The sequence below is a fragment of the Burkholderia sp. Tr-862 genome, assembly GCF_011753085.1.
GTDB classification, from domain to species: Bacteria; Pseudomonadota; Gammaproteobacteria; order Burkholderiales; family Burkholderiaceae; genus Burkholderia; species Burkholderia ambifaria.
Genome location: NZ_VWWG01000063.1, coordinates 1 through 25,871, shown reverse-complemented (window position 1 = coordinate 25,871; position 25,871 = coordinate 1). Strand labels below are relative to the sequence as shown.

Below are 25,871 nucleotides of genomic sequence, written 5' to 3'. Positions count from 1 at the left end.
GAAACCGCCGATTCAGTCCGTTTCCGTCCGCTTCCTTCCAACGATCCGACTCTCTACGCCTATGAAACTGTTGAAGCTCTTCCGTACGCTGGCCCTGGCCGTCACCGCGTTCGCGTCGCAAGCCGATGCAAGCGTCGTGATCGCCGGCACGCGCGTGATCTTCCCGTCCAGCGAGCGCGAGGTCACGATCCAGCTCACGAACGACAGCAAGCGGCCGGCGCTGGTGCAGGCATGGCTCGACAACGGCGATAGCAGCGCATTGCCCGAGAACATCGACGTGCCGTTCACGCTGACGCCGTCGATCTTCCGGATGGAATCCGGCAACGGCCAGACGCTGCGTCTCGTGCACACCGGCGAACCACTTCCCGCCGACCGGGAATCGCTGTTCTGGCTGAACGTGCTCGAAGTGCCGCCGAAGGTATCCGCGGAAGACAACCGGAACCACATCCAGCTCGCGTTCCGCTCCCGCATCAAGATCATGTATCGCCCCGATGGGCTGGCCGGCAGCGCCGACGATGCGCCGACGCAACTCGACTGGCGCGTGGTTCGCGCCGATGGCGGCTACGCGCTCGAGGCGAGCAACCCGACGCCGTTCGTCGTCAATTTCGGCAACGTCCTGCTGAATTCCGCCGGCCGCAAGCATGACGCCGGCATGGGTTACGTGCTGCCCCGAAGCACGCAACGATTCCCGATCAAGAATCTCGCCGGCGCGCCCGCCGCGGGTGCAACGGTCGAGTTCGGCAGCATCAACGACTGGGGCCGGTCAATCGACATCAAGCGTCCGGTCAGCGTCGCCCCGTAACGCGGCCGAAACCGGCAGCGCGCATCACGCTCGCGGCCGACCGCTTCCCCTTCTTTCGTCCGCCGCCCGTTTTGCCGTCCCGACCAGACGGCCCGGAACCCCGGATTCGACATTTGCCACGCGACAGCGCGCCCGCGCGACTGCGTCGGCAAAACGCATCCGCTCGATCCGACACTATCTGGAGTACTCCTCATGACCTCGACTCGACTGCCGCGTCACGCCGTGGCCGACATGCCCCGCATCAAGCCGATCCATCTGATGGTGGTGGCTTGCGTCGGCGCGTGGTCGAGTGATGGCAGTGCGACGACGCAAACCGCCGCCGAAAGCACGCTCGCGCAAGTCGAGTTCGACGGCGCCTTCCTGCAGAATCGCGGGGGCAAGCATTTCGACGTCTCGCGCTTCGCACAGCGCAACGTGACGGCCCCGGGCGTGTACACCGCCGACATCCATGTCGGCGCCGACTGGATCGGCCGCTACGACGTACGCTTCGCGGCCGCGCCGGACTCGGGCGACGCCCGGCCGTGCTTCGACCGCGCGCTGCTCGAACGCGTCGGCCTCGATTTCAGCAAGCTCGCGCCGGAAATCGTCGCGGAGCTTGACGGCGACCTCGCATGCCTGCGGATCGAGCAAGTCGTGCCGGACGCAAGCGCGGCATTCGACTTCACGCGCCAGGTGCTGCGGCTGTCGATCCCGCAGGCATCGCTCGCGCGCAAGGCACGCGGCTACGTGAACCCCGATCAATGGACCTCCGGCGAAACCGTCGGCCTGCTCGGCTACAACTTCAACCTCTACACGTCGAAGGCCAGCGGTCATACCACCCAGACGCAAGGCTATCTCGGCCTGAACGGCGGCGTGAACCTCGGCAGCTGGCGCTTTCGCCACGAAGGCTCCTTTTCATGGTCGTCGCGCGGCCAGAGCCGGTACCAGAATCTCGCGACCTATCTCCAGCGCGACCTGCCGTCGCTGTCGTCGCAACTCGTCGTCGGCGAAAGCTACACGTCGGGGGAACTGTTCGATTCGACGCAGTTCCGCGGCGTGCGCCTGTCGACGGACGACCGGATGCTACCCGACTCGCTGCGCGGCTATGCGCCCGTGGTGCGCGGCATCGCGAACAGCAATGCGAAGGTGACGATCCGCCAGAACGACGTGACGATCTACGAGACGACGGTCGCGCCCGGCAATTTCGAAATCGACGACCTGTACCCGACCGGGTATGGCGGCGACCTGCAGGTGTCGGTCTCCGAGGCCGACGGCTCCGTGCATACGTTCTCCGTGCCCTACGCCGCCGTGCCGATGTCGCTGCGGCCGGGCATCAGCCGCTACAGCTTCGTCGCAGGCACGCTGCGCAATCCGTACGGATCGAGCCAGCCGCTGTTCACGCAGGCCACGTACCAGCGCGGCCTGACCAACCTGCTGACGGCCTATGGCGGCGTCACGCTGTCCGCCGGTTACGCATCCGCGATGCTGGGTGGCGCCCTCAATACGTCGTTCGGCGCATTCGGCACGGACGTGACGCATGCCATGACCTCGATTCCGGGCACGAAGCGCTACAGCGGTTCGAGCGTGCGCGTCAGCTATGCGAAGTCGGTCGAGGCGACCGGCACCGACATCGCCCTTGCCGCATATCGTTATTCGACGGACGGCTATTTCGGCCTCAACGACGCGGTGCAGGCGCGCGATGCCGTACGGGACGGCCGCCCGGCCAGTTCGGTCTGGCGTCAGCGCCATCGCGCGTCGCTGACGCTCACGCAGCGCCTCGGCGCGACCGGCGGGCGCATCGACGCCACGGCATCGACCGTGAACTACTGGAACCGCTCCGGCTCGGACGTCAACTATTCGGTCGGCTACACGAACCAGTTCCGCAACCTGTCCTATAGCCTGACGGCCACGCGACAGCGCAGCGCCGGCGGCGACATGAGCACGCTCTATTACGCGAGCGTCACGATCCCGTTTGGCCGCGAGCGCCCGATGACCGTCACGGCCAACATGTCGCACGACACGCTCGGCCGCACCCGGCTGCAATCGACGCTGTCCGGATCGCTCGGCGACGATCATGCGCTGTCCTACAGCGTCAGCGCGAACCACGCGTCCGGGCCGAATTCGGGCACCGACGGCAGCGCCAACGTCATGTACCGCACGCGCATGGCTGAAATCAATGCCAGCGCGGGCGCAAGCACGGCCTTCCAGCAGGGCTCGCTCGGCGTGCGCGGCGCGCTGGTCGCGCACCGCGGCGGCATCACGTTCTCGCAGCCGCTATCCGAGACGTTCGCGATCGTCGAGGCGCCGGGCGCAGCCGGCGCGCGCATCACGAACGCGGCAGGCGTCAAGGTCGACGGCAACGGATACGCGGTCGTGCCCTACCTGACGCCATACAGCCTCAATACGGTCGCGCTCGATCCGAAGGGGATCTCGATGGACGTCGAGCTGAAGGAAACCAGCCGGCAGATCGCGCCGCGCGCCGGTGCGGTGCCGCTCATCCGGTTTGCAACCGACACCGGCCGCGCCGCGCTCGTCAGGGCGCCGCAAGCCGACGGCACGCCGCTGCCGTTCGGCGCCGTCGTGCACGACGAGACCGGCAAGGAAATCGGCGTCGTCGCCCAGGCGAGCAAGATCTTCGCGCGCGGACTCAACGACCAAGGCTCGCTGACGGTTCAATGGGGCGACAACGGCCGCTCGGTCTGCCGCATCGCATACGAGCTTCCCGTCGCGCAACGTCGCGGACGATCGCCGGTCGTACAGACCGTCACGAGCGTCTGCCAGGCCGACTCGACGACCGCCGTCACTCAATAAGGAATCCAGATGACCCACCTTTACTCATCGTCCGAATCGCCCCGGGTTACGAGCCGGGCAGGCATCGCGCGCCTGCGCGACGCAGGTGGCGGCGTTGCCCGACGCACGGCCCGCATGATCGCGGTTACGTCGACCTTGCTGCTCGCATGCGCCGCATTGGCGACCGACGCGGCTGCAGCGTCCCTCTATGCGTTCGGGCAGGCAACGGTGTCGAGCCCGTCGAACGCGACGCCCGGAACCACCGTCGCCCGTTATTACTTCACGCCGCAGGACGTTTGCGGCGCGAGCACGTGCCAGATCACGAGCATCAAGATGTATCCCAAGGGCGGCGTGCAGGTGTCCGACGGCCCCGAGCTGGAAACCAATGTGTCCGGCCTGTCCACGCGCATGATCGTCGACGGCGACGTGGCGGTCTCGTCGACGAAGATGACGATGCGCAACACGCTCGAAATCATGCTGTTTCGCGACAGCCGCCAGCCTCAGGATGGGTCGCTCAATACGGGCTTGATCAGCGCCTATTACACGATCTACTACAAGTCCGGCCTGCTGGGCGGATCGTCGCAGGTCTTCCTTGCCGCGAAAGTCAGCTTCATCAACGGAACGTGCTCGATTCCCGACCAGACCGTCACGCTGCCGCCCGTGCAGAACCGCGACTTCAACGGCGTGGGCTCGACCGCCGGCGCGACCGATTTCCAGGTGCAGTTGAACAACTGCCCGGCCGGCTACAACCGAATCGGATACCAGTTGGCCCCGCTGGATGACGTGGTCGTCGGCACGCCCGGCGGCATGCAGTTGCGTCCGGATGCCAGGGCGAGCGGTATCGGCATCCATATCGCCGATGCCGCGACCGGCCAGCCGCTGACGCTGCGAAAATCGCACACGGTGACGAACTACAACCGGGCCACCGGCGGATCGTCATCGATTCTGCTCCGCGCGTCCTACCTGCAAACGGGTGCGAAGATCGGCGGCGGTTCCGTTCATGCCGCGGCGCAGGTCCTGCTCGACTATCAATAACCGACACGCGCCCCCGGCGGCGCCGACATTCGCCCGACACGGCGCCATGCGATACTCGGCCCGCCGTACGCCCAGGTGCCCGCCATCGGGAACCTCGGTGTGCCGTGCCGGTCCACTTCATTTCATCAACAGCCCAACAGCTATAAGGAGGCATCCATGCTGCAATTCATCGAAACCCTGGTGGTCGGGCTCATCGTCGGCCTCCTCGCCCGCGCGCTCAAGCCCGGCGACGACAAGATGGGCATCCTGATGACCGTCGTGCTCGGCGTCGTCGGCTCGCTCGTCGCAGGCTACGTCGGCCGCGCCGCCGGCTGGTATGCGCCGGGCCAGGGCGCAGGCTGGATCGCGTCGATCATCGGCGCGATCGTGCTGCTCGTGGTCGTCGGCGCGGTGCGCAAGCGCACGGGCTGATCGCCGCATCACTCGCGCCGATGCGATACGGCCGCTCGTCATGAGCGGCCGTTTTCTTTTGGCCCATCGCGATTCACCGGATGGTCGGCTCGTTGAGTCCTCAACGATCGAGCGGTGGATCCCTCATCCATCGACGCTCTTCCCGCCAGCCTACGCCCCCGGCAATACCCTGCCTTGCGCCCCCACAAATTTGAGATAAATTGATTGGAGGAATACGGCGTCGTTTGCCTATATCCGTTATTTCCGATTTTTCATTCAAGAGGTCCGATGGATTTGCCGTTTACGCATACAGCATCGCAGCGTTGACGGACTGCCATTCGAGCGGCCCGGCTGCGACGCGCTTGCCCTCTGGAGCCTGTCATGAAGCATCGCCCGTTTGCCGCCTCGGTTGCCCTGGCTGTCTCGCTTCTGGCGTCGTCCTCATCATTTGCCGCCGGCACGGGCGGCATCATCCACTTCACCGGCATGATCGTCGAACCGCCGTGCTCGTTCGCACTCGACACGGCCGACGCCGTGCATGCGCACGTGCGCCCCGACTGCCCGCGCCCGGCCACGGGCCAGGTCGCATTCGTCGACGCGGCCAGCCTGCGCACGCTCAAGACCACGAACTTTACGCAGGCCTCGCGCGCAATCGTTTTACCTGACCGTCCGGGCAACGCGCATGCGCCGATGATCGCGGTCGTCACCTACCAGTAACGCGTGCTGCCGGAGCGGTCGTATCAGTCGCGATGGCGGGCGATCCAGTCGCTGAACGCGCGGATCTTCTGCTGGCTGCCAATGTTCTCCGGATAGACGAAAAAGTAACGGGCGCCGGTCTCGAGCACGATGTCGAATGGCCGTTCGAGCCGGCGCGCACTGACGTCGTCGTCGACGAGCGTCACGTCGCCGATCGCGACGCCGAAGCCCTGCATCGCCGCGTTGGTCGCGAGGTCGAGCGTATCGAAGGTCGGCCCGCGCTCCGCATCGACGGCGCGCTCACCCGCGTGATCGAGCCACGCGCGCCAGTCGCGATGGTCGCGCGTCGGATGCAGCAGCGTATGGCGCGCGAGATCGCCGACCGCATCGAGCGGCACGGTCTGCCGCAACTCGGGTGCGCACACCGGCGTCAACCGCTCGTCGAACAGCGGCAGCGCGCACACGCCGGCGCCCGGCGACGTGCCGTAGACGACCGCCGCATCGAACGGCTCGGTCGAGAAATCGACGACGTGCTGCCACGCGGTCGTGATCTGCACATGGAGATCGGGATGCTCGCCCTGGAAGCGCATGATGCGCGGCAGCATCCAGCGCATCACGCAGGTCGGCACCTTCAGCGCGAGATCGGTGCGCTGCCGCGTGAGCTTCATCGAGATGTCCTCGATCCGCGCGAAGCTCTCGTCGACCACCGGCAGCAATTGCTCGCCCTCCGCCGTCAGCGTAAGGCCCTTCGCGTGCCGCTTGAACAACGGGAATCCGTAATGTGCCTCGAGCGTCTGGATCTGCCGGCTGACCGCGCCTTGCGTGAGGCACAGCTGCTCGGCCGCACGCGTGAAGCTGCGGTGGCGGGCCACGGTCGAGAAGATCTGCAGCGCGTGCAGGGGTGGAAGTCGGCGCATGACGAGGCAGGTAGACGAAACATTCGCGCCGAAGCACGGCGCGGCAAGGCCGCGCGCCGGCACCGGCGCGCGCTGATCGACACGATAAGCCAAACGCCGGCTTTACGCGAGGTGCGTCGGACGCTCAGGCCGTTGCGGTGAGCGCGCCCGTCGCGATGCGCGCCGCCGACGCGACGACATCCGCGCGGGCCGCCGCGTCGGCACTCGGCTGCGTGAACGACACGGCCAGCACGATCGGCGCGCGCGACGGCGGCCACAGCACCGCGACGTCGGTCGTCGTGCCGTAGCCGCCAGTGCCGGCCTTGTCCGCGATACGCCAGCCGGGCGGCACGCCGGCCGCGATCCCGGTCGCGCCGCGCGTGCCGCCGGTCATCCATTCGGTGAGTTGCGCACGCTGCGGCTCGCGCAGCGTATCGCCGAGCAGCAGCAACTGCAGCATGTCGACCATCGCGACCGGCGTCGACGTATCGCGCTCGTCGCCGGGCGCGGCCTGGTTCAATTCGGGTTCCCAGCGGTCGAGCCGGAACACGGTGTCGCCGCTTTCATGCGCGAACGACGTGACGGCCTGCGGGCCGCCGAGCACGCCCATCAGCAGGTTCCCGGCGCCCTTGTCGCCCGACTGCAGCATCGCCGCGCACAGCTGCGCGATCGTCATCCCCGTGTCGACATGACTTTCCGTCACCGGCGAGCCGGCCACGACTTCATAGCGGCGATACAGGATGCGGCGCGGCAGCAGCGATGCGTCGAGCGAACCGCGCGCGAGGATCGCGGCGGCGGCAACGACCGCATAGGTGCCGCACACCGGGAAGCGCTCGCGCGCGTGATGCGCGATGCGCGTGCCGTTCGACGTATCGAGTACGGCAACACCGAGCCGGCCGTTCGAGGCCTTTTCGAGCGCGGCGAGTTCGGCCTGGGCGGCGTGGGCGCGCGCCTGGTCGGCGACGGGCGCCGACGAGCACGCGGCGACAAATGGCGCGGCAACGGCGGCGAGCAACAGCGAGCGGCGTGTCGGAGAATATTCCATGGATGAATGGTGGTCTGTCGGAAACGGTGGCACGGAGCAACGCACGCATCGTCGATACGCACGCGTTCTCGCCGACGGCCGGCTCGCGACGGCATGTGCCGCGCATCCCCAAAAGACGCCCGTCGGCCCCGCGGACGCGGGACTCGCATGAACAAACAGACCCTAGCGTAGCAGCGAGCGCGGCCACGTTCCAGCGGCGCGGCCCGCTTCAGCCTTGCGACGAAGGCAGGTACGGCATCGGATTGACGGGTTTGCCGTCACGCCGCACCTCGAACAGCAACGCGACACGCGAGTTGTCGAGGTCGCCCATCTCGGCGATCGCGTCGCCCTGGCGCACGATGTCGCCGGTCTTCACGAGCAGCTTGCGGTTGTGCGCATAGGCGGTCAGGAAATCCGCGTTGTGCTGGACGATGATCAGGCTGCCGTAATCGTTCAGGCCGGTGCCCGCATACATCACGCGGCCGTCGGCCGCCGCGCGGACCGGGTCGCCCGGGCGGCCGGCGATCTGGATGCCGCGGTTCTGCCCCGGCCGGAACGCGTCGACGATCTTGCCCTGCGCCGGCCATGTGAGCGCCACCCCGCCCGCATGCCGCCTGGTTTCCTTCACGACCTGCCGGTCGCTCGCCGTCGACGCGCTCGCCTGGGCCGCGCCCGTCGAATTGTTCGCGGCGACCTGCGCGCCCGCGTTCGCCGCCGGCGCCTGCAACGGCTGCGGCCGGACGATGCGCAGCACCTGCCCCATGCGCAGCTTGCCGCGCCCGTCGAGCTTGTTCCAGGTGCGCAGGTCGGCGACGCTGCAGTCGTTCGCGGACGCGATGCCCGTCAACGAGTCGCCGCGTTTCACCACGTACTTCTGTGCGACGAGAATCGGCGCAGGCGGCGGCGTCGCGGGCGTGGCCGCCCGCGCGGCGGCAGGCTGGCCCGCCAGCGTGTCGCTCGGCGGAACGGGCGGCGCGCTGGCACAACCGGCCATCACGAGCACCGCGGCCAGGCCAGACAGCCACGCCGACTTGCGGCAAATCTCGTGCAGTTTCATGGACGATCGACTCCGGTTTGACAATCTTTCAAGCATCTCAAAAACGGAACGGCCGACGTGTAACCGGATGCAAACAATGATGACAAACGATCACGAGGCGGGGGTCGGCAGACGCTTGTTACCGGTAATACGGTCGAATTCGGAAAAACTTGACAGTTTTGGGTGCACGATGCGGCAAAAATTTCGCGCCAGGCCATTATTTCGAACGGCTTTCAATCCGCGCATGGCCGCGGCGGACAGGCGAGCCGGCCTGCGCCGGCCGCCCGCTCAGCGCAGCCAGTCGACCAACTCCGCGCACGCCCACGCGACACCGATGCACAGGAACAGCACGTGCAACGCGATCTTGAACGACACGCCCCACGACGAATCGATCCGCATGACAGTCTCCCCCGGTGATATGCAGCCATAATCCGGCATCGATCCCGCCCCGAAAATGCGGAACCGGCGAACGGGGCCTCAAGCCCAGCCTGAGACCGGCGCGGCGGTTCCTGCTAACGTATCGGCCATTCCAATCGTTACGCGCCCCACTGCTCCCACCATGCGCTTCGACCTGACCGACCTGCGGCTCTTCCTGAACATCTGCGAGGCCGGCACGATCACGGGCGGCGCCGAGCGCACCCACATCACGCTGCAGGCCGCGAGCGAGCGCATCCGCGGGATGGAGGACGAGCTCGGCGTGCCGCTGCTGCACCGGGCCAAGTCGGGCACCCAGGTGACCGACGCCGGCCGTGCGCTCGAGCACCACGCGCGCACGGTGCTGCAGCAGATCGACCACATGCGCGGCGAACTGCTGCAATACGGCCAGGGGCTGCGCGGGCATATCCGGCTGCTGTGCAACACGGCGTCGCTGAGCGAATACCTGCCCGACGCGCTCGCCGCGTATCTGCCGCATCATCCGAAACTGTCGATCAGCGTCGAGGAGCGCTCGAGCCAGGAGATCGTCCATGCGATCCGCAACAAGACGGCCGAGGTCGGCATCGTCGCCGATTCGGTGGGGCTCGGCGGGCTCGAACAGAAGCCGTTCCGCGAGGACTGGCTGATCGCGGTCGTGCCGGCCGGGCATCCGCTCGCCGCGCGCGACAAGGTCGCGTTCGACGAGATCGCCGACGCGGATTTCGTCGGACTGACCGACGGCAGTGCGCTGCAGGTCCATCTCGCGGACCAGGCGCGTGCGCTCGGCAAGCGGATTCGCTACCGTGTGCAGTTGAAGAGTTTCGATGCGATCTGCCGCGTGATCGAAAGCGGCGTGGGCATCGGCATCGTGTCGCGCCATGCGGCCGAGCGCGCGATGCAGACGATGGACGTGCGGCTCGTCGAGCTGTCCGACGCGTGGAGCCACCGCAAGCTGACGCTCTGCGCGCGATCGTTCGATGCGCTGCCGAAATACACGCAGGCGTTCGTGTCGTATCTGTCGGGCGAGACACCACCGCGCTGAACGACGCGCGCCATCCGGAACAACCGCGCGAAACACGAGGAGGAAACCGCAGCCATGACCGCAACTGACCTCGCCATGCGCTACCGCGCATACATCGACTGCCTGAACCGGCAGGACTGGCCGGCACTCGGCCAGTACGTCGCCGACAACGTGATCCACAACGACCGGCCGCTCGGCCTGACTGGTTACCGCGCGATGCTGGAGCAGGATTTCCGCGACATTCCGGATCTCCATTTCGAAATCCGGCTGCTCGTGTGCGAACCGCCGCGCGTCGCCTGCCGGCTTCGCTTCGCCTGTGCACCGAAAGGGACCTTCATGGGGCTCGCCGTGGACGGCACGCGCGTCACGTTCGCCGAGAACGTGTTCTACGAATTTCACGACGGCAGGATCCGGCAGGTCTGGTCCGTGATCGACAAGGCCGCGATCGAAGCGCAGCTGTGACGATGCGGGCCATCCCGATCCTTACCGCAATCCGGTCACGGCCATGTAAGTACCGAGCGCGATCATCCCGACGAAGAAGCAGCGCTTGAACGCCTGCTCGCTCATCACGCGCCGCGCGTATTGCCCGCCGACTATCCCCGCGAGCGCCGGCACGAGCGCCAGCGCCGATACGCCGAGATCGACGGTCTGCAGCGCGCCCGTCACGCGCAACTGCAGGCCGAGCGCGATCGTCGACGCAGTAAACGACAGCCCGAGCGCCTGGATCAGGTCGTCCTTCGACAGGCGCAGCGCCTGCAGGTACGGCACGGCCGGCACGACGAATACGCCGGTCGCGGCCGTCACGACGCCCGTCAGGTAGCCGACTGCCGCCGACAGCCACTTCTCGTGACGCCCCGGCGCGGGCAGCCGCGCGGCGGCAAGCCCCCAGCAACCGTATGCGACCAGCACGATGCCGAGCGCCGCGTGCGTCCACGTGCTGCCGGCCGCGAGCGCGGGCAGCCCGCCTGTCAGCGTGCCGATCGTCAGGCCGGCGAGCAGCGGCCATAGACGTCGCAGCAACGGCCCGAACGACGGGCCGAGCCACAACTGCCACACATTGGTGATGAACGACGGCACGAGCAGCAGGCTCGCGGCCGCCGATGGCGGCATCGCGAGCGTCAGCAGCCCCATCGCGATCGTCGGCAGCCCGAGGCCGATCATGCCCTTGACCGCGCCGGCCAGCAGAAAGACCAGCACGATGATCGTCAGCGTATGAATTTGCATGGAAGGCGTTCCGTCGGGTCGAATACGGCGCCGATGGTGAACCACCGTCCCGCCGTCCGCCATCTGGTTTTGCCTGAGGCTGGCTCGGGCCCGTCCGGCCGGCCCCGTCCACCCGGGACCCCGCCATGCGCGCCGCCCGGGCGCTCACGCGCCGTGTGCCGGCCCCCGTCCCTGTTCGCTGTCGAGGTGCGCCATCTGGGAGGCCGGATAACGCTCGCCGGCAGCCGCCCCGGCGGGAACCGCCGCTTCGATGCGGGCGAGATCATCGACCGTTAGTTGCAGTTCAGAGGCGCGCGCCGCATCCTGAAGCTGGGTGCGCTTGCGCGCGCCAACCAGCGGCACGATGTCGTCGCCGCGCGACAGAACCCACGCAATCGCGACCTGCGCCGGATTGCTGCCCTTCTCGTTCGCGATCGCGCGCAGTGCGTCGACCAGCGCGAGGTTGTGCGCGAGGTTCTCGCCCTGGAAACGCGGGCTGGCCGCGCGGAAATCGCGCTCGCCCTGCCGTGCCGCGCTCCAGCCGCCGCCGAGCAGCCCGCGCGACAGCACGCCGTACGCCGTCACGCCGATCCCGAGTTCGCGGCACACGGGCAGGATGTTCGCCTCGATTCCGCGCGACAGCAGCGAGTACTCGATCTGCAGGTCGGCGATCGGCGCGACGGCCGCCGCGCGGCGGATCGTGTCGGCGCCGAGCTCCGACAGGCCGATATGGCGCACATAGCCGGCCTTCACGAGATCGGCGATCGCACCGACCGTCTCCTCGATCGGCACCGCCGGGTCGACGCGTGCCGGCCGGTAGATGTCGATATGGTCGGTGCCGAGCCGCTTCAGCGAATACGCGACGAAGTTCCGGATCGCCTGCGGCCGCGCGTCGTAGCCGGCGAACCCGCCGGCCGGATCGCGCAGCGCGCCGAACTTCACGCTGATCAGCACCTGGTCGCGCGTCCGGCCACGCAGCGCGTCGCGGATCAGCATCTCGTTGTCACCCATCCCGTAGAAGTCGCCGGTGTCGAGCAACGTGATTCCGTGGTCGAGCGCCGCGTGCAGCGTCGCGATACTTTCGTCGCGATCGGCCGGCCCGTAGAAATCCGACATTCCCATGCAGCCGAGTGCGATCGCCGAAACCCGCGGGCCCGTGCGGCCCAGTTGACGCTTGTCCATGTCCGTTTCCTTGCGGTGGTGAATGAATGAACCGGATTCTCGGCGCATTGCGGCGCGCGATAAACGCGAAACGCCCAACCAAATCATTCGACGCTGATTAACAATGGAGGCTGTCCCCCTCCGTACCCACCCCGCATGGACCATCTGCATGCAATGCGCATCTTTGCGCGCGTCGCCCACCTCGGCAGCTTCACGAAAGCGGCCGAGCAGTTGCAATTGCCGCGCCCGACGGTCAGCAATGCCGTCCAGTATCTGGAGAAACACCTGGGCGTGCGGCTGCTGCAACGGACCACCCGGCGCGTCGCGCTGACCGCCGAGGGCACCACGTACTACGAGCGCTGTACACGGCTGCTGGCCGATCTCGACGATGCCGAGACGCTGTTCGACGACGCCGGTGCGGCGCCACGCGGCGTGATCCGCGTCGACCTGCCCGAGCGCTTCGCGCTGAACAAGGTGATTCCGGCGCTGCAGGATTTCCACGCACGCTATCCCGACCTGCGCGTGCTGCTCAGCACGACCGACCGCTTCGTCGACCTCGTCGCCGACGGCATCGACTGCGCGGTGCGGGTCGGCGTGCTGTCCGACACGTCGCTGGTCGCACGGCGCATCGGCGAGCTGGCGCAAATCAACTGCGCGTCGCCCGCGTATCTCGCGCGGCACGGCACGCCGCGCTCGCCGGACGATCTGCCCGACCACGTCGCGGTCGGCTATTTCTCGAGCCGCACGGGCCGCGAGCTGGACTGGGAATATGCGGACATGGATTCGGGTGCGTTGCAGACCGTGAAGATGCGCAGCGTCGTCGCGGTGAACAGCTCGCAGGCGTATCTCGCGTGCTGTCTTGCGGGCCTCGGGATGATCCAGGCGCCGCGCGAGGGGCTCGCACCGCTGCTCGAGGACGGCTCGCTGGTCGAGGTGCTGCCGGAATGGCATGCCGAGCCGCTGCCGGTGTCGGTCGTGTTCCCGAACGGCCGGCATCTGGCGCCACGGGTGCGGATCTTCGTCGACTGGCTCGCGGACACGCTCGGCGACATGCACCGGGCGGAATGACGGCAGCCGGCGCCGGAGCGATCAGCCCCCGGCCCGGGATCGCGCACTCAGAACTTGTGGCGGATCGCGGCGCGCACCGCGAACTGGTTCGAGGAAGATGACGGACCGTCCGTCCCGACCACGTAGCCGCCGTCGGCCGCGGTGCCCGTCTTGTCGCCGGCGACTTTCTGCCAGGCGCCCTGCAGATAGACGTCGGTGCGCTTGGACAGGCTGTAGTCGGCCATCAGCCCGACGGTGTGGTATTTCGGCTTGAACGAACCCGTCGCGGCGTCGAACTTGCCGTCCGTGTACACGTACTGCGCGCCGAGATAGAAATCGGACGTGAGCTGGTACTTGCCGTTGATCTCGAAGTTCTGGAACTTGGTCGCCGTCAGCCCGAGGCCCGAGAACGTCGACGCCGGCAGGTAGACGGTCGACACCGGGTTCTTCACGTCGGTCTTCGTATAGACGAAGCCGACCGTCGCCGAGCCGAACGTATAGTTGATGCCGCCGCCGAAGATGCGCAGGCGGTCGGCGATGAAATTCGCGTCGTCGGCCGCGATCGCGCCCGCGTTGCCGACGCCCGGGCTGTTCGCCTGCAGGTAAGCGGCCGCGACCTGCAATCCGGCGAGCGAATACTGCGCCCCGACGCTGTACTGGCGATTGGTCGCGAAGCCCGTGCTGTTGCTGAAGCTGTAGGTGCCGCCGAACGACAGCCCGTTCCAGTCGGGGCTCGCGTACTTGACCGTGTTGTTGACACGGAACGAGTTGTCCGTGTTGTCGTTGTCGAACGGGTGCGAGAACAGCGTGCCGCCCCAGTTGCCGTTCGCGGTCAGCGGCGCGAGATAGTCGACGACGGAATCGTACTGGCGGCCGAAGGTCAGCGTGCCGAAGCGCGACGCGCTCAGCCCGACGAACGCCTGGCGGCCGAACATCCGGCCGCCCTGGTTGAGCCGGCCGTTGTTCACGTCGAAGCCGTTTTCCAGCGTGAAGATCGCCTTCAGCCCGCCGCCCAGTTCCTCGCTGCCCTTCAGGCCCCAGCGGCTGCCCTGCGCATAACCGCTCGCGAGCTGGTAATCCGCTTTTCCGACCCCATTCACGTTCACGTTGTTCGTGTAGTTGAAGCCTTCGTCGATCAGGCCGTACAGCGTCACGCTGTCCTGCGCGAAGGCCGGCGCGGCGAACGCTGCCAGCGCGGCGGCAAAAATGACGTGGTTCTTCATGACGGATTCTCCGGAGCCGTTGCCGGGCAGGCCGTGCGCCCGGCGCTTGTTTCGTCTGTTTTATATAGGTGGCCCGCAGGGCGGACTACGCGGTGTGCGGCCGCGAGGACAAAATGGTGTCACGTCGCAAACCACCCGTCTATCGGGGCGTGGGCGCGGCGCACAAAGCGTTGCGCTGGTCCAACTGCCCCGTTTCGCGGACTCCCTGATCAGGCTTGTCGGCAACGGCAGATCGGCCCGCCATCCGCGTAAACCCGGACGGCGTCGCATTCGGTGGCACAATGCGCATCCATTCGTCATTTCTTCACGAAGTCATGCTTCACCCCGATTCATGCGCGGCGGGTGCCGGGCGCGCACGCGGCGCACGCCGGCAGGCGGCCCGATGACCGCCGCCGCCCGGGCCGGCCGCTACGCCGAGCTCGATTTCTTCCGCGGCCTCGTGCTGCTCGTGATCGTCGTCGACCACATCGGCGGCAGCATCCTGTCGCGCGTGACGCTGCACGCATACGCGTTGTGCGATGCGGCCGAGGTGTTCGTGTTCCTCGGCGGCTTCGCGACCGCCATCGCGTACAACTCGCTCGCCGAACGGCACGACGAGGCCGCCGCGCGCCAGCGTTTCATCCGCCGTGCCTTCGAGATCTACCGTGCCTTCCTCGTGACGGCCGGCCTGATGCTGCTGATCACCGCCGTGCTCAACGCGTTCTCGATCGACGGTCCGAACATGCCGACCAACGATCTCGACGGTCTGCTCCATAAGCCGCTCGCCGCACTGCGCGACATCCTGCTGTTCCGCCGCCAGCCGTATCTCGCGTCGGTGCTGCCGATGTATGCGTTCTTCGCGCTGCTCGTCCCGCTCGCACTGCCGCTCGCGCGCACGCAGCCGTGGCTGATGCTCGCGTTCAGCGGCTCGCTCTGGTACGCGGCGCCGCACGTCGCGCGCTTCCTGCCGACCGTCGAAGGTGCGCCGTGGGACTTCAATCCGTTCGCCTGGCAGTTCCTGTTCGTGCTCGGCGTGATCGCGCGCTGCCAGCCCGTGTACCAGACGCTCGCGCCGAAGCCGCAGGGCTGGCTGCTGACGGCCGCGTCGCTCGCGATCGTCGCGGCCGGCGCGTATTACCGGCTGCGCATCGAGCCGTTCCCGACCGATCCGTCGATCAAGCAGAACCTCGGCGCGCTGCGGCTCGTGAATTTCCTCGCGATCGCCTGGCTCGCGGCCAAGCTCGTGCACCTCGGGTGGATGAAGAAGGTCGCGCATGCGATGCCGTGGATCGGCACGATCGGCCGCCAGGGGCTGCTGTGCTTCGTCGCCGGCACCTGCATCTCGCTCGCGGTCGACTCGCTGCTTTACCAGGCGACCGAAGGCTATCTGAACGTGCCGCTCGGCCTGACCGCCGACGTCGTCGCGACGGGGCTGCTGTATCTCGTCGCAAAACTCTACGGGCCGCTGGTGTCGCGGCTGCCGTTCCCGTTCCGTTCGCGGCAATGACGCGCCCGGCCGTCATGCGCCGCTGCTACGATAGCGGGCGCCTTTCCTGAAACGTTTCGCCATGCGCCGACTCGCCCTTCCGTTCGCCGTCGCCCTGCTCGCCGGCTTCATCGCCACCGCCCACGCCACGCCGGGCGGGCCCGCGGTTTCGCCGGCGTCGTCCGCGCCCGCAGCCGCGATCGTCCCGCCCGCAACCGTCGCGCCGGCCGCCCAGGAGCCGCCGGTCAACCCCGGCAGCAGCGTCGTGCTGCGCGCGTTCCGCTCGGCGTCGCTCAAGCGCGACTGGTCATACACGGTCTATCTGCCACCCGGCTACAATCCGGAAGGCGCGCGCTATCCGGTGCTGTACCTGCTGCACGGCAATGCCGGCAACGCGAACGACTGGATCACGCAGGGCCGGCTGCAGGCCACGGCCGACACGCTGATCGAGCGCCACGAGATCCCGCCCGTCGTGATCGTGATGCCGCAAGGCGGCACCGACTGGTACGTCGACCGCAAGGAGAAGATGCAGAGCGCGTTCCTGAACGACCTGTTACCGGAAGTCGAAGCACACTTCGCGGTGTCGAACCAGCGCGCGGGCCGCGCGATCGGCGGCGTATCGATGGGCGGGTTCGGCGCGCTGCGTTTCTCGCTGCTCGAACCGGGCCTCTTCTGCGGCGCGATGCTGCTGAGCCCCGCGATCTACGCGAACGAGCCGCCGCTGAATTCCGCCGCGCGCTATGTCGGTGTGTTCGGCGACCGGCAGTTCGATCCGCGCGTGTGGCACGAGCTCAACTACCCGGCGCTCATGCGCGGCTATTTCGCGCGCAACTGGCGCGTGCCGATGTTCATCGCGGTCGGCGACGACGACCTGACGATCCAGGCCGAGTCGAGCGTGCTGTACACGCACCTGCGCCGCGCGCAGAACCCGGCCGAGCTGCGCATCGTCGACGGCGGGCATACGTGGGAGGTGTGGCGCGGGCTGCTCGGGCCGGGGTTGAAGTACGCGCTGGAGTGCGTGAAGTAACGGCGCCGGACGCTTCCACCGTACCGGATCGTTCAGCGTATGTGTGCGCGCATCCGGCCGCGCGGTGTCGCGACATCGAACAGGTCAATCGCGATGTGGACCGGGTGGCCGACCACGCGTGAGCGCGATACGGGCTGGCCGACCCGCACGGGAGGCCGGCATTCCCGACGAACGATCGCGCGACTGCCACCTCGGTCGGTCACCCGACACGACCGCTGATCGCACTGCGTCTTTCAGCTCAAAGCCACGTACCGCCCTGCCGCTCGTTCGGCTCATCGGCGAGCGCGTCGAAATCGTGAATCCAGTCCAGGTGATGCAGCACGCTGTCGCGCTCGCCGAGACGCGCATTGCGCGCCTGCGCGGCCGGCCCGTCGGGCAGGTGCAGCACGTCGGCCGCGGAGATCGACGCGTACTGCACCTTGCGCGTGCGGCCGCGCCGCAGCCGCTCGTACGCTTCCTGCGCCTCGCGCCAGTTGCCGGGGCCGGCCTTCGCCAGTTGCGCGGCCAGCACCATCGCATCCTCGATCGACTGATTCGCGCCCTGCCCGTGATGCGGCACCAGCGCATGCGCGGCATCACCGATCAGCGTCACGCGCCCGCGGCTCCAGCGGCCGAGCGGCGGCCGGTGGAACAGCCCCCAGCGCTGGCTGATCGGCACCGCCGTGATCATCTGCACCACCGCCGGATGCCAGTCCCTGAACAGGCGCAGCTGCTCGCCCTCTTGTGCCGGCATGACCCAGTCGCGTGACGGCCACGGCGACGGATGACGCTCGACCAGCAGGAAGTTCTGGTCGCCGTTGTCGCCGATCGGATAGTGCAGCAGATGCCCGTGCGGCCCGACCCAGAACTGGATGGTCTCGGGATCGGGCAGCAGGTCCATTCGCTCGGCCGGCACCACGCCGCGAAAGCCCGAGCAACCCGAATACAGCACGTCGTCGTAGCCGAGCATCCAGCGCCGCGTGAGCGAACGCGCGCCGTCCGCGCCGATCACGAGATCGGCGTCGACGCGCTCGCCGTTCTCGAAGGTCAGCGTGACGCGATCCGGATGCTGCGCGAGGTCGACCAACCGATGGCCGAGATGAATCTGCTCGACCCCGACCGCCTTCGACAGGATCGCCTGCAGGTCCGCGCGGTGCACGCCCCAGTACGAGCCGCCGAACTGCCGGCGATAGTCGGGCTCGCCGCGATGATGGCCGATCACCGCGCCGCTGCGCCCGTCGCGATAGACGAGACCCGGAATCTCCGCGCACACCGCATCGAAAGCCGGACGCAATCCCATCCGTTCGTAGAAGCGCGTCGCATTGGCCGACAGCGCGACGGCCGCCCCCACCTCGCGCAGCACGTCGGTCTGCTCGTACAGCTGCGCGTCGATGCCCTGCTCGCGCAACGCGAGCGCCAGTGTCAGGCCGCCGATGCCGGCACCGACGATCGCGATCCTCAGATTCGTCTGCATGATGAACGTGTCTCCGATATTCAGATGGTGATCGGTCGAGGCCGCGGCGCGCGTGACCTGCCCGGCGCGCCGGTCGAATCCAGGCGCCGTATCGGTATTGTCAGCAGCGCACCCTCATCCCACAATAAAATGCCGGAAATCTACTTCATCACTGAACGCAATGACGGGAGGCAACGCCGAACCATGGAACTGAGCGAGATCGACCTCAACCTGCTGTTGCTGTTTCAGCGGCTGATGCAGGAGCGGCGCGTGTCGACCGTCGCCGAGCAGATGAACATGAGCCAGCCGGGTGTCAGCAACGCGCTCGCGAAGCTGCGCCGCCGGCTCGGCGATCCGCTGTTCGTGCGCGGGCCGGGCGGCGTGGTCCCGACACCGTTCGCGTTGCGCCTGGCGGAGCCGGTTGCGCAGGCGCTGTCGACGCTGCATGCCGCGCTCAATCCGGAGACCGGTTTCGATCCGCTGCGCGCGTCGCGCACGATGACGATCGGAATGACCGATATCGGCGAAGTCGTGTTCCTGCCCGCGTTGCTCGAACATCTGGCGCGCACGGCGCCGGGCATCGCGCTCAACACGGTGCGCAACACGAGCATCAACCTCAGCGACGAGATGGCCGACGGCCGCGTCGACCTCGCGATCGGGCTGCTGCCGCAACTGCAGGGCGGGTTCTATCAGCGCCGGCTGTTCGATCAGCGGTACGTGTGCCTGTTCCGGCGCGGGCATCCGCTCGAAGACGCGCCGCTGACGGTCGACGCATGGCGGGATGCCGAGCATCTGGTCGTGGTGTCGGCCGGCACCGGTCACGGGCAGGTGGACGACTGGCTGAAGCGGCGCCGCGTGAAGCGCCGTGTGCGGCTGACGGTGCCGCATTTCATGAGCGTCGGCTATATCCTGCAGCGCACCGACCTGATCGCGACCGTGCCGGAACATCTTGCGCTGCAGTTGGCCACACCGTTTTCGCTCGGCTGGCGGGCGTTGCCGGTCACGCTGCCGGGCGCGCCGATTCACATGCTGTGGCATGCGCGCGTGAATCAGGACGAAGGCAACCGGTGGCTACGGGAGGTCGTGGTCAGCCTGTTCGCGGAAACCGGAACACGCGCGCGAAAGGCCGCGCCGGCCCGCAGAAAATAGCGGCGCGAGCGGCGAAACCCGTGGTGCGCGGTACGATGGCGCTTCACGCGGCGCACGATGTGTACGCCGCGCACCTGCCGCCTCTCTCCTCACCTCAACCCGCAGGGAATCAAGCCATGTCTGCCTCGAAGAAGTTCGCCGCCGTCACCGGCGCGGGATCCGGCATCGGTCGTGCCGCGGCCATCGCACTCGCGAACGCCGGATTTACCGTCGCGCTGATCGGACGCAACGAAGCATCGTTGCGTGAAACGAAAGAGGCGATCGCCGCCGGCCATGGCGACGCCCATGCGTTGCCGGCCGACGTCACCGACGAAGCGTCGGTCGAGCATGCGTTCTCGCGGATCGCGCGCGAGTTCGGCCGGCTGGATGTCCTCTTCAACAACGCCGGCCGCAACGCGCCGGCCGTTCCGCTCGACGAATACGAATTCGACGTATGGAACGATGTCGTCGCGACGAATCTGACGGGCGTCTTCCTGTGCGCGCGGGCAGCGTGGCGCCTGATGAAGACGCAAACGCCGCAGGGCGGCCGGATCATCAACAACGGCTCGATCTCCGCCTATACGCCGCGCCCGAACACGATCGCGTACACGGCCACCAAGCATGCGGTGGCCGGCATCACCAAGTCGCTCGCGCTCGACGGCCGTGCGTACAACATCGCGTGCAGTCAGATCGACATCGGCAACGCGGCGACGTCGCTCACCGACCGGATGACGGACGGCGTGCTGCAGGCCGACGGACGCATGGCGCCTGAGGCGCGCATGGACGTCACGCATGTCGCGAACGCAGTCGTTCAGATGGCAAGCCTTCCGCTGGATACGAACATCCTGAACATGACGATCATGGCGACCACGATGCCGTTCGTGGGGCGCGGATAAAACTTCGGCACGCCGGCCCGCGCTGCCGCTCACGCCGACCGGCGCGCCGACGAAATCGTCCTTGACAAGTTGCGAGGCGCAACTAATATTGCTTGCGACTCGCAACTTTTTCGCGGACTGCTCATGGACCTCATCGATATTCCGGCAAAGCCTCGCGACGCGACGATCCTCGAGCTGCGCGATTTTTCCCGCAAGCTGGTTCGCGAACTGGGTTTCATGCGCGCGACATTGGCCGATAGCGATCTGGCGCCATCCGCGGTTCACGCCGTTCTCGAAATAGGAATGGCGCCCGGCATCAGCGCGAAAGATCTGGGCAGCATTCTGCGTCTGGACAAATCGAATACGAGCAGGCAGCTTTCCCGGCTCGAAACGGCCGGCTTCGTGACGCGCCGCGTCTCGCCCGACGATGCGCGCGCGACCGAGTTGTACCTGACTGCCGACGGGCAAAAACTTCGCAAGAAGATCGACCAGTTTGCGACACGTCAGGTATCGAATGCGTTACGCCGGATGGTTCCGGCCGACCAGCAAACCCTCGTCCGCGCCCTCGCGCTGTATAGCGATGCGCTCGCGCAAGACAACGGTGCCGAGGCACCACCGCCACCGAATCCGGACGCCGGGCAAATTGTCGACGGCTACCAACCCGGATGTATCGGCGACATAGCAAGCCTTCACGCGCGGTTCTATTCGGAACACTGGGGATTTGGCGCTTTCTTCGAGAAAAAAGTGGCAACCGAACTCGCGGAATTTGCCGGCACGCTGCCAGCCGAAGGCAAGGCTCTGTGGCTCCATGCCGAAAACGGCCGCGTGCTCGCCTCTGTCGCAATTGACGGGAACAAGGCCACGGGAATCGCACACTTGCGATGGTTCATCGTCGACGACGCCTTGCGCGGCGCCGGTATCGGCCGGCAACTGATGACGCGCGCGATGCGTTTCGTCGACGAGCAGCAGTTCGGCGAGACCTATCTGTGGACGTTCAAGGGCCTGGATTCGGCACGTCACTTATACGAATCGTTCGGCTTTACGCTGACCAGCGAATCGGAGGGCGCGCAATGGGGAACCCACGTCATCGAGCAGCGCTTCAGCCGGCGGCGGCCAAGCCGATAAGCCGGATAAGTCGCCGCACTATTCATCGATCGTGATAGATCGCGAGCCAGACCGACGGTTCGTCCGGATGCGTCCACGCGACGCGATGCCGGCAATGCGGTTCGATCAGCACATGGTCGCCGGGGCGCATGTCGTGCAGTGTCGCGTCCGCTTCGAATTCGAGCACGGCCGCGCCTGACAGCAGCACGACCCATTCGGCACGGGGATCGTCATACCAGAATCCGTCGGGACTCGCGTGCCCCATCGACACGATGCGCTCGACGTTCAGGCGCGGCCCCGCGACAAGTATGTCGATCCGTTCGTCGTCGCCGCGCGCCGCTTCGGTGCTGAACAGGTTGCCGGTTTGAAGTTGCATGGTTGGACCCTCGCGTCGCCCGTCGTTCGACGGCGGTTGACGTCCACTGTAGCGCGGCGGCCGTCGTTGCGGCGAACTCGTTTGCGGGCCCCGGCAAGACCGACACTCAGGCGGCCGCCTCGTCATCGATATCGCGCGCCGTCGGTTCATCACGCACGATCGGATGATGGGGGCCTGTCAGTTGCAGCAACGCTGCAATGCTGCGACGCGTCACGCCGGTGGCTGAAACGCGGCGACCTTGTTGCGGCCCGTCGCCTTCGCGTAGTACAGCGCCTCGTCGGCGGCCTTGATCACGCTGCCGGCCTCCTCGTCCTCCTCGGGCGTCCAGCTCGCGAGGCCGATACTGGCGGTGACGTGCCCATGTTCGCTGCCGGCGTGCTCGAGCGCCAGTTCATCGATCGCCGCGCGAATTCGCTCGGCGATCTGGGCGGCGCCCGTCTCGGGCGTATCGGGGAGCAGCACGACGAATTCCTCTCCGCCGTAGCGGGCCGCGGTATCGGCGGGCCGGCGGATGTTCTCGCCGATGCAGCGCGCAACCGCGGCCAGTGCGTCGTCTCCCGCCTGGTGGCCGTAGGTGTCGTTATAGGCCTTGAAGCGGTCGACATCGACGAACAACAAAGAGAAAACCGATCGCGCTCGCCGTGCGCGACGCCATTCGCGATCCAGCACTTCCCCGAAGCTGCGGCGATTGTTCAGCCCGGTGAGACCGTCGGTGCGGGCGAGCAACACGAGTTCCGACTCGGCGCGCATCCGCCGCCGGAGTTGCGTGCCGAGCATGACGGACACCGCGATGAAGGCGGCGCCGAACGTCGCCACCAACCCACCGATCGTCGCGGCCCGGTGCCGCCACGCCGCATAAATATCCTGTTCCGCTTCGGCGACCATGATGACCAGCGGCAGCTTCGGCAGGTGCCTGAAGTAGTAGAGACGGCGCACCCCGTCGAGCGCCGAGGTTTCCGAGAACACGCCTTCCGGCGCGGTCTGAAACCGCTTGAAGGTCGCGGCCTGGCTGATGTCGCGGCCGATCGTGTGGGCGTCGTACGGCTGACGCATCACCACGACGCCGTCGCTGCCGATCAGCGAGATCGAACCGTGCTGCCCCAGTGACAGGCCGGCAAACAGATTGTGGAAATACTCGAGATTGACCGCAATGAGCACGACGCCGGCAAACGAGCCGTCCGGGTTCGAGATTCGCCGCGTGAGCCCGATGCTGGGCGACCCGCCACGCAGGCGCGACGTGAACGGGTCGCTGACAAAGAGTCCGGCATCCGGATTGTCACGATGGACGGTGAAGTATTTACGGTCGGCGAAATTGCCGTGGCGCGGCACGTCGTTGGCCGAATCCAGGACGATGTTGCCGGCGGCATCGAGTATCAGCATCGAGCCGAGAAATTCCGCCGTCATCGCATTGTCGAACAGCACGGCGCGCCGCAGGCTCGCGGGCGCATTCATCACGTCGGGACGTTTGAGGCCTTCGATGACCGCCTGCAGCGAAAGGTCGTAGAGTTCGAAGTTGCGTTCGATGTCGCGCTCGGCGATGAGGCCGAGATTGCGGGAAGTTTCGCTCGCCCGCTCGCGCGCGTCGTTGCGGCTCTGGAACAGCTGCAGCACGCACAGACCCATTAGCGCGCAGGCGATCACGATACCGACCACGACGATGGTATAGGGAACCGCCGACCTGGATTGCATGTGTCTCCTCGATGATCAAGCGTGTGCGCGGGCGCACCACATGATTACTTCATACTAAAAAAGGCGCAGCGGCATGGCAAGCGGGGGAACCCGACCATCACGCATCCGGATCCGGAATCCTGGCCGACTGAATCACGACCAGCGTATCGCCCGTCTCGATCCGGCACGGTGGATCCTCGTAGAACGACTGAATCTTCCCGCAGCGATCGAGCCCGACGACGATCGCGCCCGGCACGACGTTCGTCATGCAGCCGATCTCGTGCGGCAACGCCTCGCGCTCCACCAGCGTCGCCCGCCCGCGCGTCGACAGCATGTCGTTCACGAACGGCACGATGTAGCGGCTATGCACCGCATCCGCGAGCAGCAGCGCGCCGATCTTCGTCGACGACACGATCACGTCCGCGCCGGCCTGCCGCAACTGCCGCTGATACAGGTTCTCCTGGATCCGCACGACGATCTTCGTCTCGGGCGCGATGCTGCGCACCGACAGCGTCAGCAGGATCGCGGTCGGATCGTCGGTCACCGAGATGATCACGGCCTTCGCCGCCCGCACCTGCGCCTGCTGCAGCAGGTCTTCATGCGCGGGATCGCCGAGCAGCCCCGTCACGCCGAGCGCCGTCGCGGCCTCGAGCGCCTGCTGCTGCGCATCGATCACGATGATCGTCGACGGGTCGACGCCGCTTTCGAGCAGCTCGCGCACGGCGATCGACCCCGACAGGCCGTAGCCGCACACGACGATGTGATCGGACAGCTGCTTCTGCAGGCGTTTCATGCGGAATTCCTCGATGACGCGCTGGATCACGAACTGATACGCCGTGCCCAGGAAGATGAACCAGATGCCGATGCGGATCGGCACGATGAAGAACGCATCGATCAGACGCGCGCGCGCCGTGACCGGCACGATGTCGCCATAGCCGACCGTCGCGACCGTGACCATCGTGAAGTACACGAGATCGGCGACGTTCATCGGCGTGCTCTTGGTCGAATCGCGCAGGCCGTCGCGATCGAGATACAGCACGAGAAACGCGAGCATGCACAGCGCCACGACCGCGCCGAGACGGAACAGCAGCGTGTGATGCGGTGACGTCGCGGGGCGCGTGAACAGCGTGCGTGCACGCGGCGCCCGCCACGGATCACGGGTACGACGCAGGCGTGAGCGCAACGAGCGACGTTTGGCGGAAGGCGTTGCCAACGGGGGATTCTCCTGAAGGATGCGGGCTCGATTCTACGACGGGAACATCCAGGCGCGTCCGCAACCGGCCCTCCGCAACCGGCCGGCCGCTACAGCATGCTGCGCGGCCGGACCATCGTTCCGTCGACGAAACGCCGGGCACGGAACGCCGACAGATCGAGCGACGGCTCGCCCGTATCGACCCATTCGGCCAGCAGCCGCCCGACGATCGGCCCCATCGCGAAGCCGTGCCCGCAGAAGCCGGTGGCGATCGCGAGCCCGGACGGCGTGCCGGGCGCGTCGATCACCGGAATCCCGTCGGGCAGCACATCGATCAGGCCGCCCCATGCCTCGACGATCTGCGCGTCCTTCAGCGCGGGAAAGATCGCCTTGAGCTTCGCGAGCGCGCGCGGCGCATGCGCGCGATTCGGCTGCGGTTGCGGATCGCGCGGCTCGATCGGCCCGGCCGCGCCGCCGATGCGCGCGCAGACATCGCGCAACGCCGCCGCATTCAGACGCAGCCGGAATTTCTCGCGCTGCGACCAGAACTGCGGCCAGAACAGGCTCAAGCCGCGCAGATGGCCGAGCGTCAGGTCGACGTCGACCTGCATGTCGTCGGCGAGATTGATCGTGCCGTTCCTGCGTTGCCGAATGCCGAGGCCGTGCCCCCAGATCGTCGACGCGGACACGTCGGGCAACACGTTGGTGCGCATGCAGGTGCCGCGCACGGCCTGCTGCGGCAGCCGGATGCCGACGCCGTCGAGCAGCCGGAAGCTGGTCGCGCCGGCCGCGCAGATCACGCGCCGGGTGCGGATCGTGCCGCGCTCGGTCACGACGCCGACGACCGCGCCGCCGGCCGTCTCGATCGCCGTCACGCCGCAGCCTTC

24 protein-coding genes are annotated in these 25,871 nt (G+C 67.1%); 13 read left to right on the top strand and 11 right to left on the bottom strand.

The features are described from left to right. The first annotated feature begins 61 nt into the window (after positions 1-61). The 5 genes from F3J14_RS18440 to F3J14_RS18420 all read left to right on the top strand — a co-directional run bounded on the left by F3J14_RS18440 (position 62) and on the right by F3J14_RS18420 (position 5,713). Positions 62-802, top strand: a complete 741-nt coding sequence (locus F3J14_RS18440; protein ID WP_166724239.1) for a fimbria/pilus periplasmic chaperone — start codon at positions 62-64, stop codon at positions 800-802. Between the two features lie 192 nt (positions 803-994). After that, entirely contained in the window at positions 995-3,592 is a 2,598-nt protein-coding gene (locus tag F3J14_RS18435; protein ID WP_166724238.1) for a fimbria/pilus outer membrane usher protein, read from the top strand. 9 nt (positions 3,593-3,601) lie between these two features. Beyond that, positions 3,602-4,606 (top strand): fimbrial protein, encoded by a 1,005-nt coding sequence (locus F3J14_RS18430; protein ID WP_166724237.1) that lies wholly within the window; start codon positions 3,602-3,604, stop codon positions 4,604-4,606. A gap of 156 nt (positions 4,607-4,762) precedes the next feature. Continuing rightward, on the top strand, positions 4,763-5,017 hold the full coding sequence (locus F3J14_RS18425; protein ID WP_166724236.1) for a GlsB/YeaQ/YmgE family stress response membrane protein: 255 nt from the start codon (positions 4,763-4,765) through the stop codon (positions 5,015-5,017). 360 nt (positions 5,018-5,377) lie between these two features. Then, positions 5,378-5,713 carry a type 1 fimbrial protein gene (locus F3J14_RS18420; RefSeq protein ID WP_166724235.1) on the top strand — a complete coding sequence of 112 codons (336 nt, stop codon included), beginning with the start codon at positions 5,378-5,380 and terminating at the stop codon, positions 5,711-5,713. A gap of 23 nt (positions 5,714-5,736) precedes the next feature. On the opposite strand, the gene F3J14_RS18415 is transcribed toward F3J14_RS18420, so the two are convergent. From F3J14_RS18415 to F3J14_RS18405, 3 genes are all read right to left on the bottom strand, one after another. Beyond that, entirely contained in the window at positions 5,737-6,609 is an 873-nt protein-coding gene (locus F3J14_RS18415) for a LysR substrate-binding domain-containing protein (RefSeq protein WP_166724234.1), read from the bottom strand. A 124-nt stretch (positions 6,610-6,733) separates the two neighbouring features. Further along, positions 6,734-7,633: a class A beta-lactamase gene (gene bla, locus F3J14_RS18410; protein WP_166724233.1), complete on the bottom strand. Its 900-nt coding sequence runs from the start codon at positions 7,631-7,633 to the stop codon at positions 6,734-6,736. A gap of 208 nt (positions 7,634-7,841) precedes the next feature. Continuing rightward, positions 7,842-8,669: a peptidoglycan DD-metalloendopeptidase family protein gene (locus tag F3J14_RS18405; protein ID WP_166724232.1), complete on the bottom strand. Its 828-nt coding sequence runs from the start codon at positions 8,667-8,669 to the stop codon at positions 7,842-7,844. Between the two features lie 538 nt (positions 8,670-9,207). Here F3J14_RS18405 and F3J14_RS18400 point away from each other — a divergent pair. Beyond that, positions 9,208-10,104 (top strand): LysR substrate-binding domain-containing protein, encoded by an 897-nt coding sequence (locus tag F3J14_RS18400; RefSeq protein WP_166724231.1) that lies wholly within the window; start codon positions 9,208-9,210, stop codon positions 10,102-10,104. A gap of 54 nt (positions 10,105-10,158) precedes the next feature. Then, on the top strand, positions 10,159-10,545 hold the full coding sequence (locus tag F3J14_RS18395) for an ester cyclase (protein ID WP_006755211.1): 387 nt from the start codon (positions 10,159-10,161) through the stop codon (positions 10,543-10,545). A gap of 21 nt (positions 10,546-10,566) precedes the next feature. Here F3J14_RS18395 and F3J14_RS18390 read toward each other — a convergent pair whose 3' ends face one another. Both F3J14_RS18390 and F3J14_RS18385 read right to left on the bottom strand, forming a co-directional pair. Next, positions 10,567-11,307: a sulfite exporter TauE/SafE family protein gene (locus F3J14_RS18390; protein ID WP_166724230.1), complete on the bottom strand. Its 741-nt coding sequence runs from the start codon at positions 11,305-11,307 to the stop codon at positions 10,567-10,569. 144 nt (positions 11,308-11,451) lie between these two features. After that, positions 11,452-12,468, bottom strand: a complete 1,017-nt coding sequence (locus F3J14_RS18385) for an aldo/keto reductase (RefSeq protein WP_166724229.1) — start codon at positions 12,466-12,468, stop codon at positions 11,452-11,454. Between the two features lie 135 nt (positions 12,469-12,603). Between F3J14_RS18385 and F3J14_RS18380 the strand changes: the two genes are divergently transcribed. After that, positions 12,604-13,515, top strand: a complete 912-nt coding sequence (locus F3J14_RS18380) for a LysR family transcriptional regulator (protein ID WP_166724228.1) — start codon at positions 12,604-12,606, stop codon at positions 13,513-13,515. Positions 13,516-13,562: 47 nt separating this feature from the next. On the opposite strand, the gene F3J14_RS18375 is transcribed toward F3J14_RS18380, so the two are convergent. Further along, positions 13,563-14,717, bottom strand: coding sequence for a porin (locus F3J14_RS18375; protein WP_166724227.1), 1,155 nt, complete (start codon positions 14,715-14,717; stop codon positions 13,563-13,565). 382 nt (positions 14,718-15,099) lie between these two features. On the opposite strand from F3J14_RS18375, the gene F3J14_RS18370 reads away from it, so the two are divergent. Next, entirely contained in the window at positions 15,100-16,203 is a 1,104-nt protein-coding gene (locus tag F3J14_RS18370) for an OpgC domain-containing protein (protein ID WP_165753350.1), read from the top strand. Between the two features lie 61 nt (positions 16,204-16,264). Then, positions 16,265-17,209, top strand: coding sequence for an alpha/beta hydrolase-fold protein (locus tag F3J14_RS18365; RefSeq protein WP_166724226.1), 945 nt, complete (start codon positions 16,265-16,267; stop codon positions 17,207-17,209). A gap of 238 nt (positions 17,210-17,447) precedes the next feature. On the opposite strand, the gene F3J14_RS18360 is transcribed toward F3J14_RS18365, so the two are convergent. Further along, complete coding sequence (locus F3J14_RS18360; RefSeq protein WP_166724225.1) at positions 17,448-18,662, bottom strand: FAD-dependent monooxygenase; 1,215 nt, start codon at positions 18,660-18,662, stop codon at positions 17,448-17,450. Positions 18,663-18,845: 183 nt separating this feature from the next. Between F3J14_RS18360 and F3J14_RS18355 the strand changes: the two genes are divergently transcribed. The 3 genes from F3J14_RS18355 to F3J14_RS18345 all read left to right on the top strand — a co-directional run bounded on the left by F3J14_RS18355 (position 18,846) and on the right by F3J14_RS18345 (position 21,769). Continuing rightward, on the top strand, positions 18,846-19,790 hold the full coding sequence (locus F3J14_RS18355; RefSeq protein WP_166724224.1) for a LysR family transcriptional regulator: 945 nt from the start codon (positions 18,846-18,848) through the stop codon (positions 19,788-19,790). Between the two features lie 116 nt (positions 19,791-19,906). Continuing rightward, positions 19,907-20,665 (top strand): SDR family oxidoreductase, encoded by a 759-nt coding sequence (locus F3J14_RS18350; RefSeq protein ID WP_166724223.1) that lies wholly within the window; start codon positions 19,907-19,909, stop codon positions 20,663-20,665. Between the two features lie 123 nt (positions 20,666-20,788). Continuing rightward, complete coding sequence (locus F3J14_RS18345) at positions 20,789-21,769, top strand: helix-turn-helix domain-containing GNAT family N-acetyltransferase (protein WP_166724222.1); 981 nt, start codon at positions 20,789-20,791, stop codon at positions 21,767-21,769. A 22-nt stretch (positions 21,770-21,791) separates the two neighbouring features. Here the strand turns inward: F3J14_RS18345 and F3J14_RS18340 are convergent, their stop codons facing one another. The 4 genes from F3J14_RS18340 to F3J14_RS18325 form a co-directional block, all read right to left on the bottom strand. Next, complete coding sequence (locus tag F3J14_RS18340) at positions 21,792-22,124, bottom strand: cupin domain-containing protein (protein WP_166724221.1); 333 nt, start codon at positions 22,122-22,124, stop codon at positions 21,792-21,794. A gap of 210 nt (positions 22,125-22,334) precedes the next feature. After that, positions 22,335-23,813: a sensor domain-containing diguanylate cyclase gene (locus F3J14_RS18335; RefSeq protein WP_166724220.1), complete on the bottom strand. Its 1,479-nt coding sequence runs from the start codon at positions 23,811-23,813 to the stop codon at positions 22,335-22,337. Between the two features lie 97 nt (positions 23,814-23,910). Continuing rightward, a complete protein-coding gene (locus tag F3J14_RS18330) occupies positions 23,911-25,005 on the bottom strand; it encodes a potassium channel family protein (protein ID WP_166724219.1) in 1,095 nt (364 codons plus the stop codon). Positions 25,006-25,094: 89 nt separating this feature from the next. After that, positions 25,095-25,871 (bottom strand): FAD-binding oxidoreductase (locus tag F3J14_RS18325; protein ID WP_166724218.1); only part of this gene is annotated, 777 nt, incomplete at its 5' end.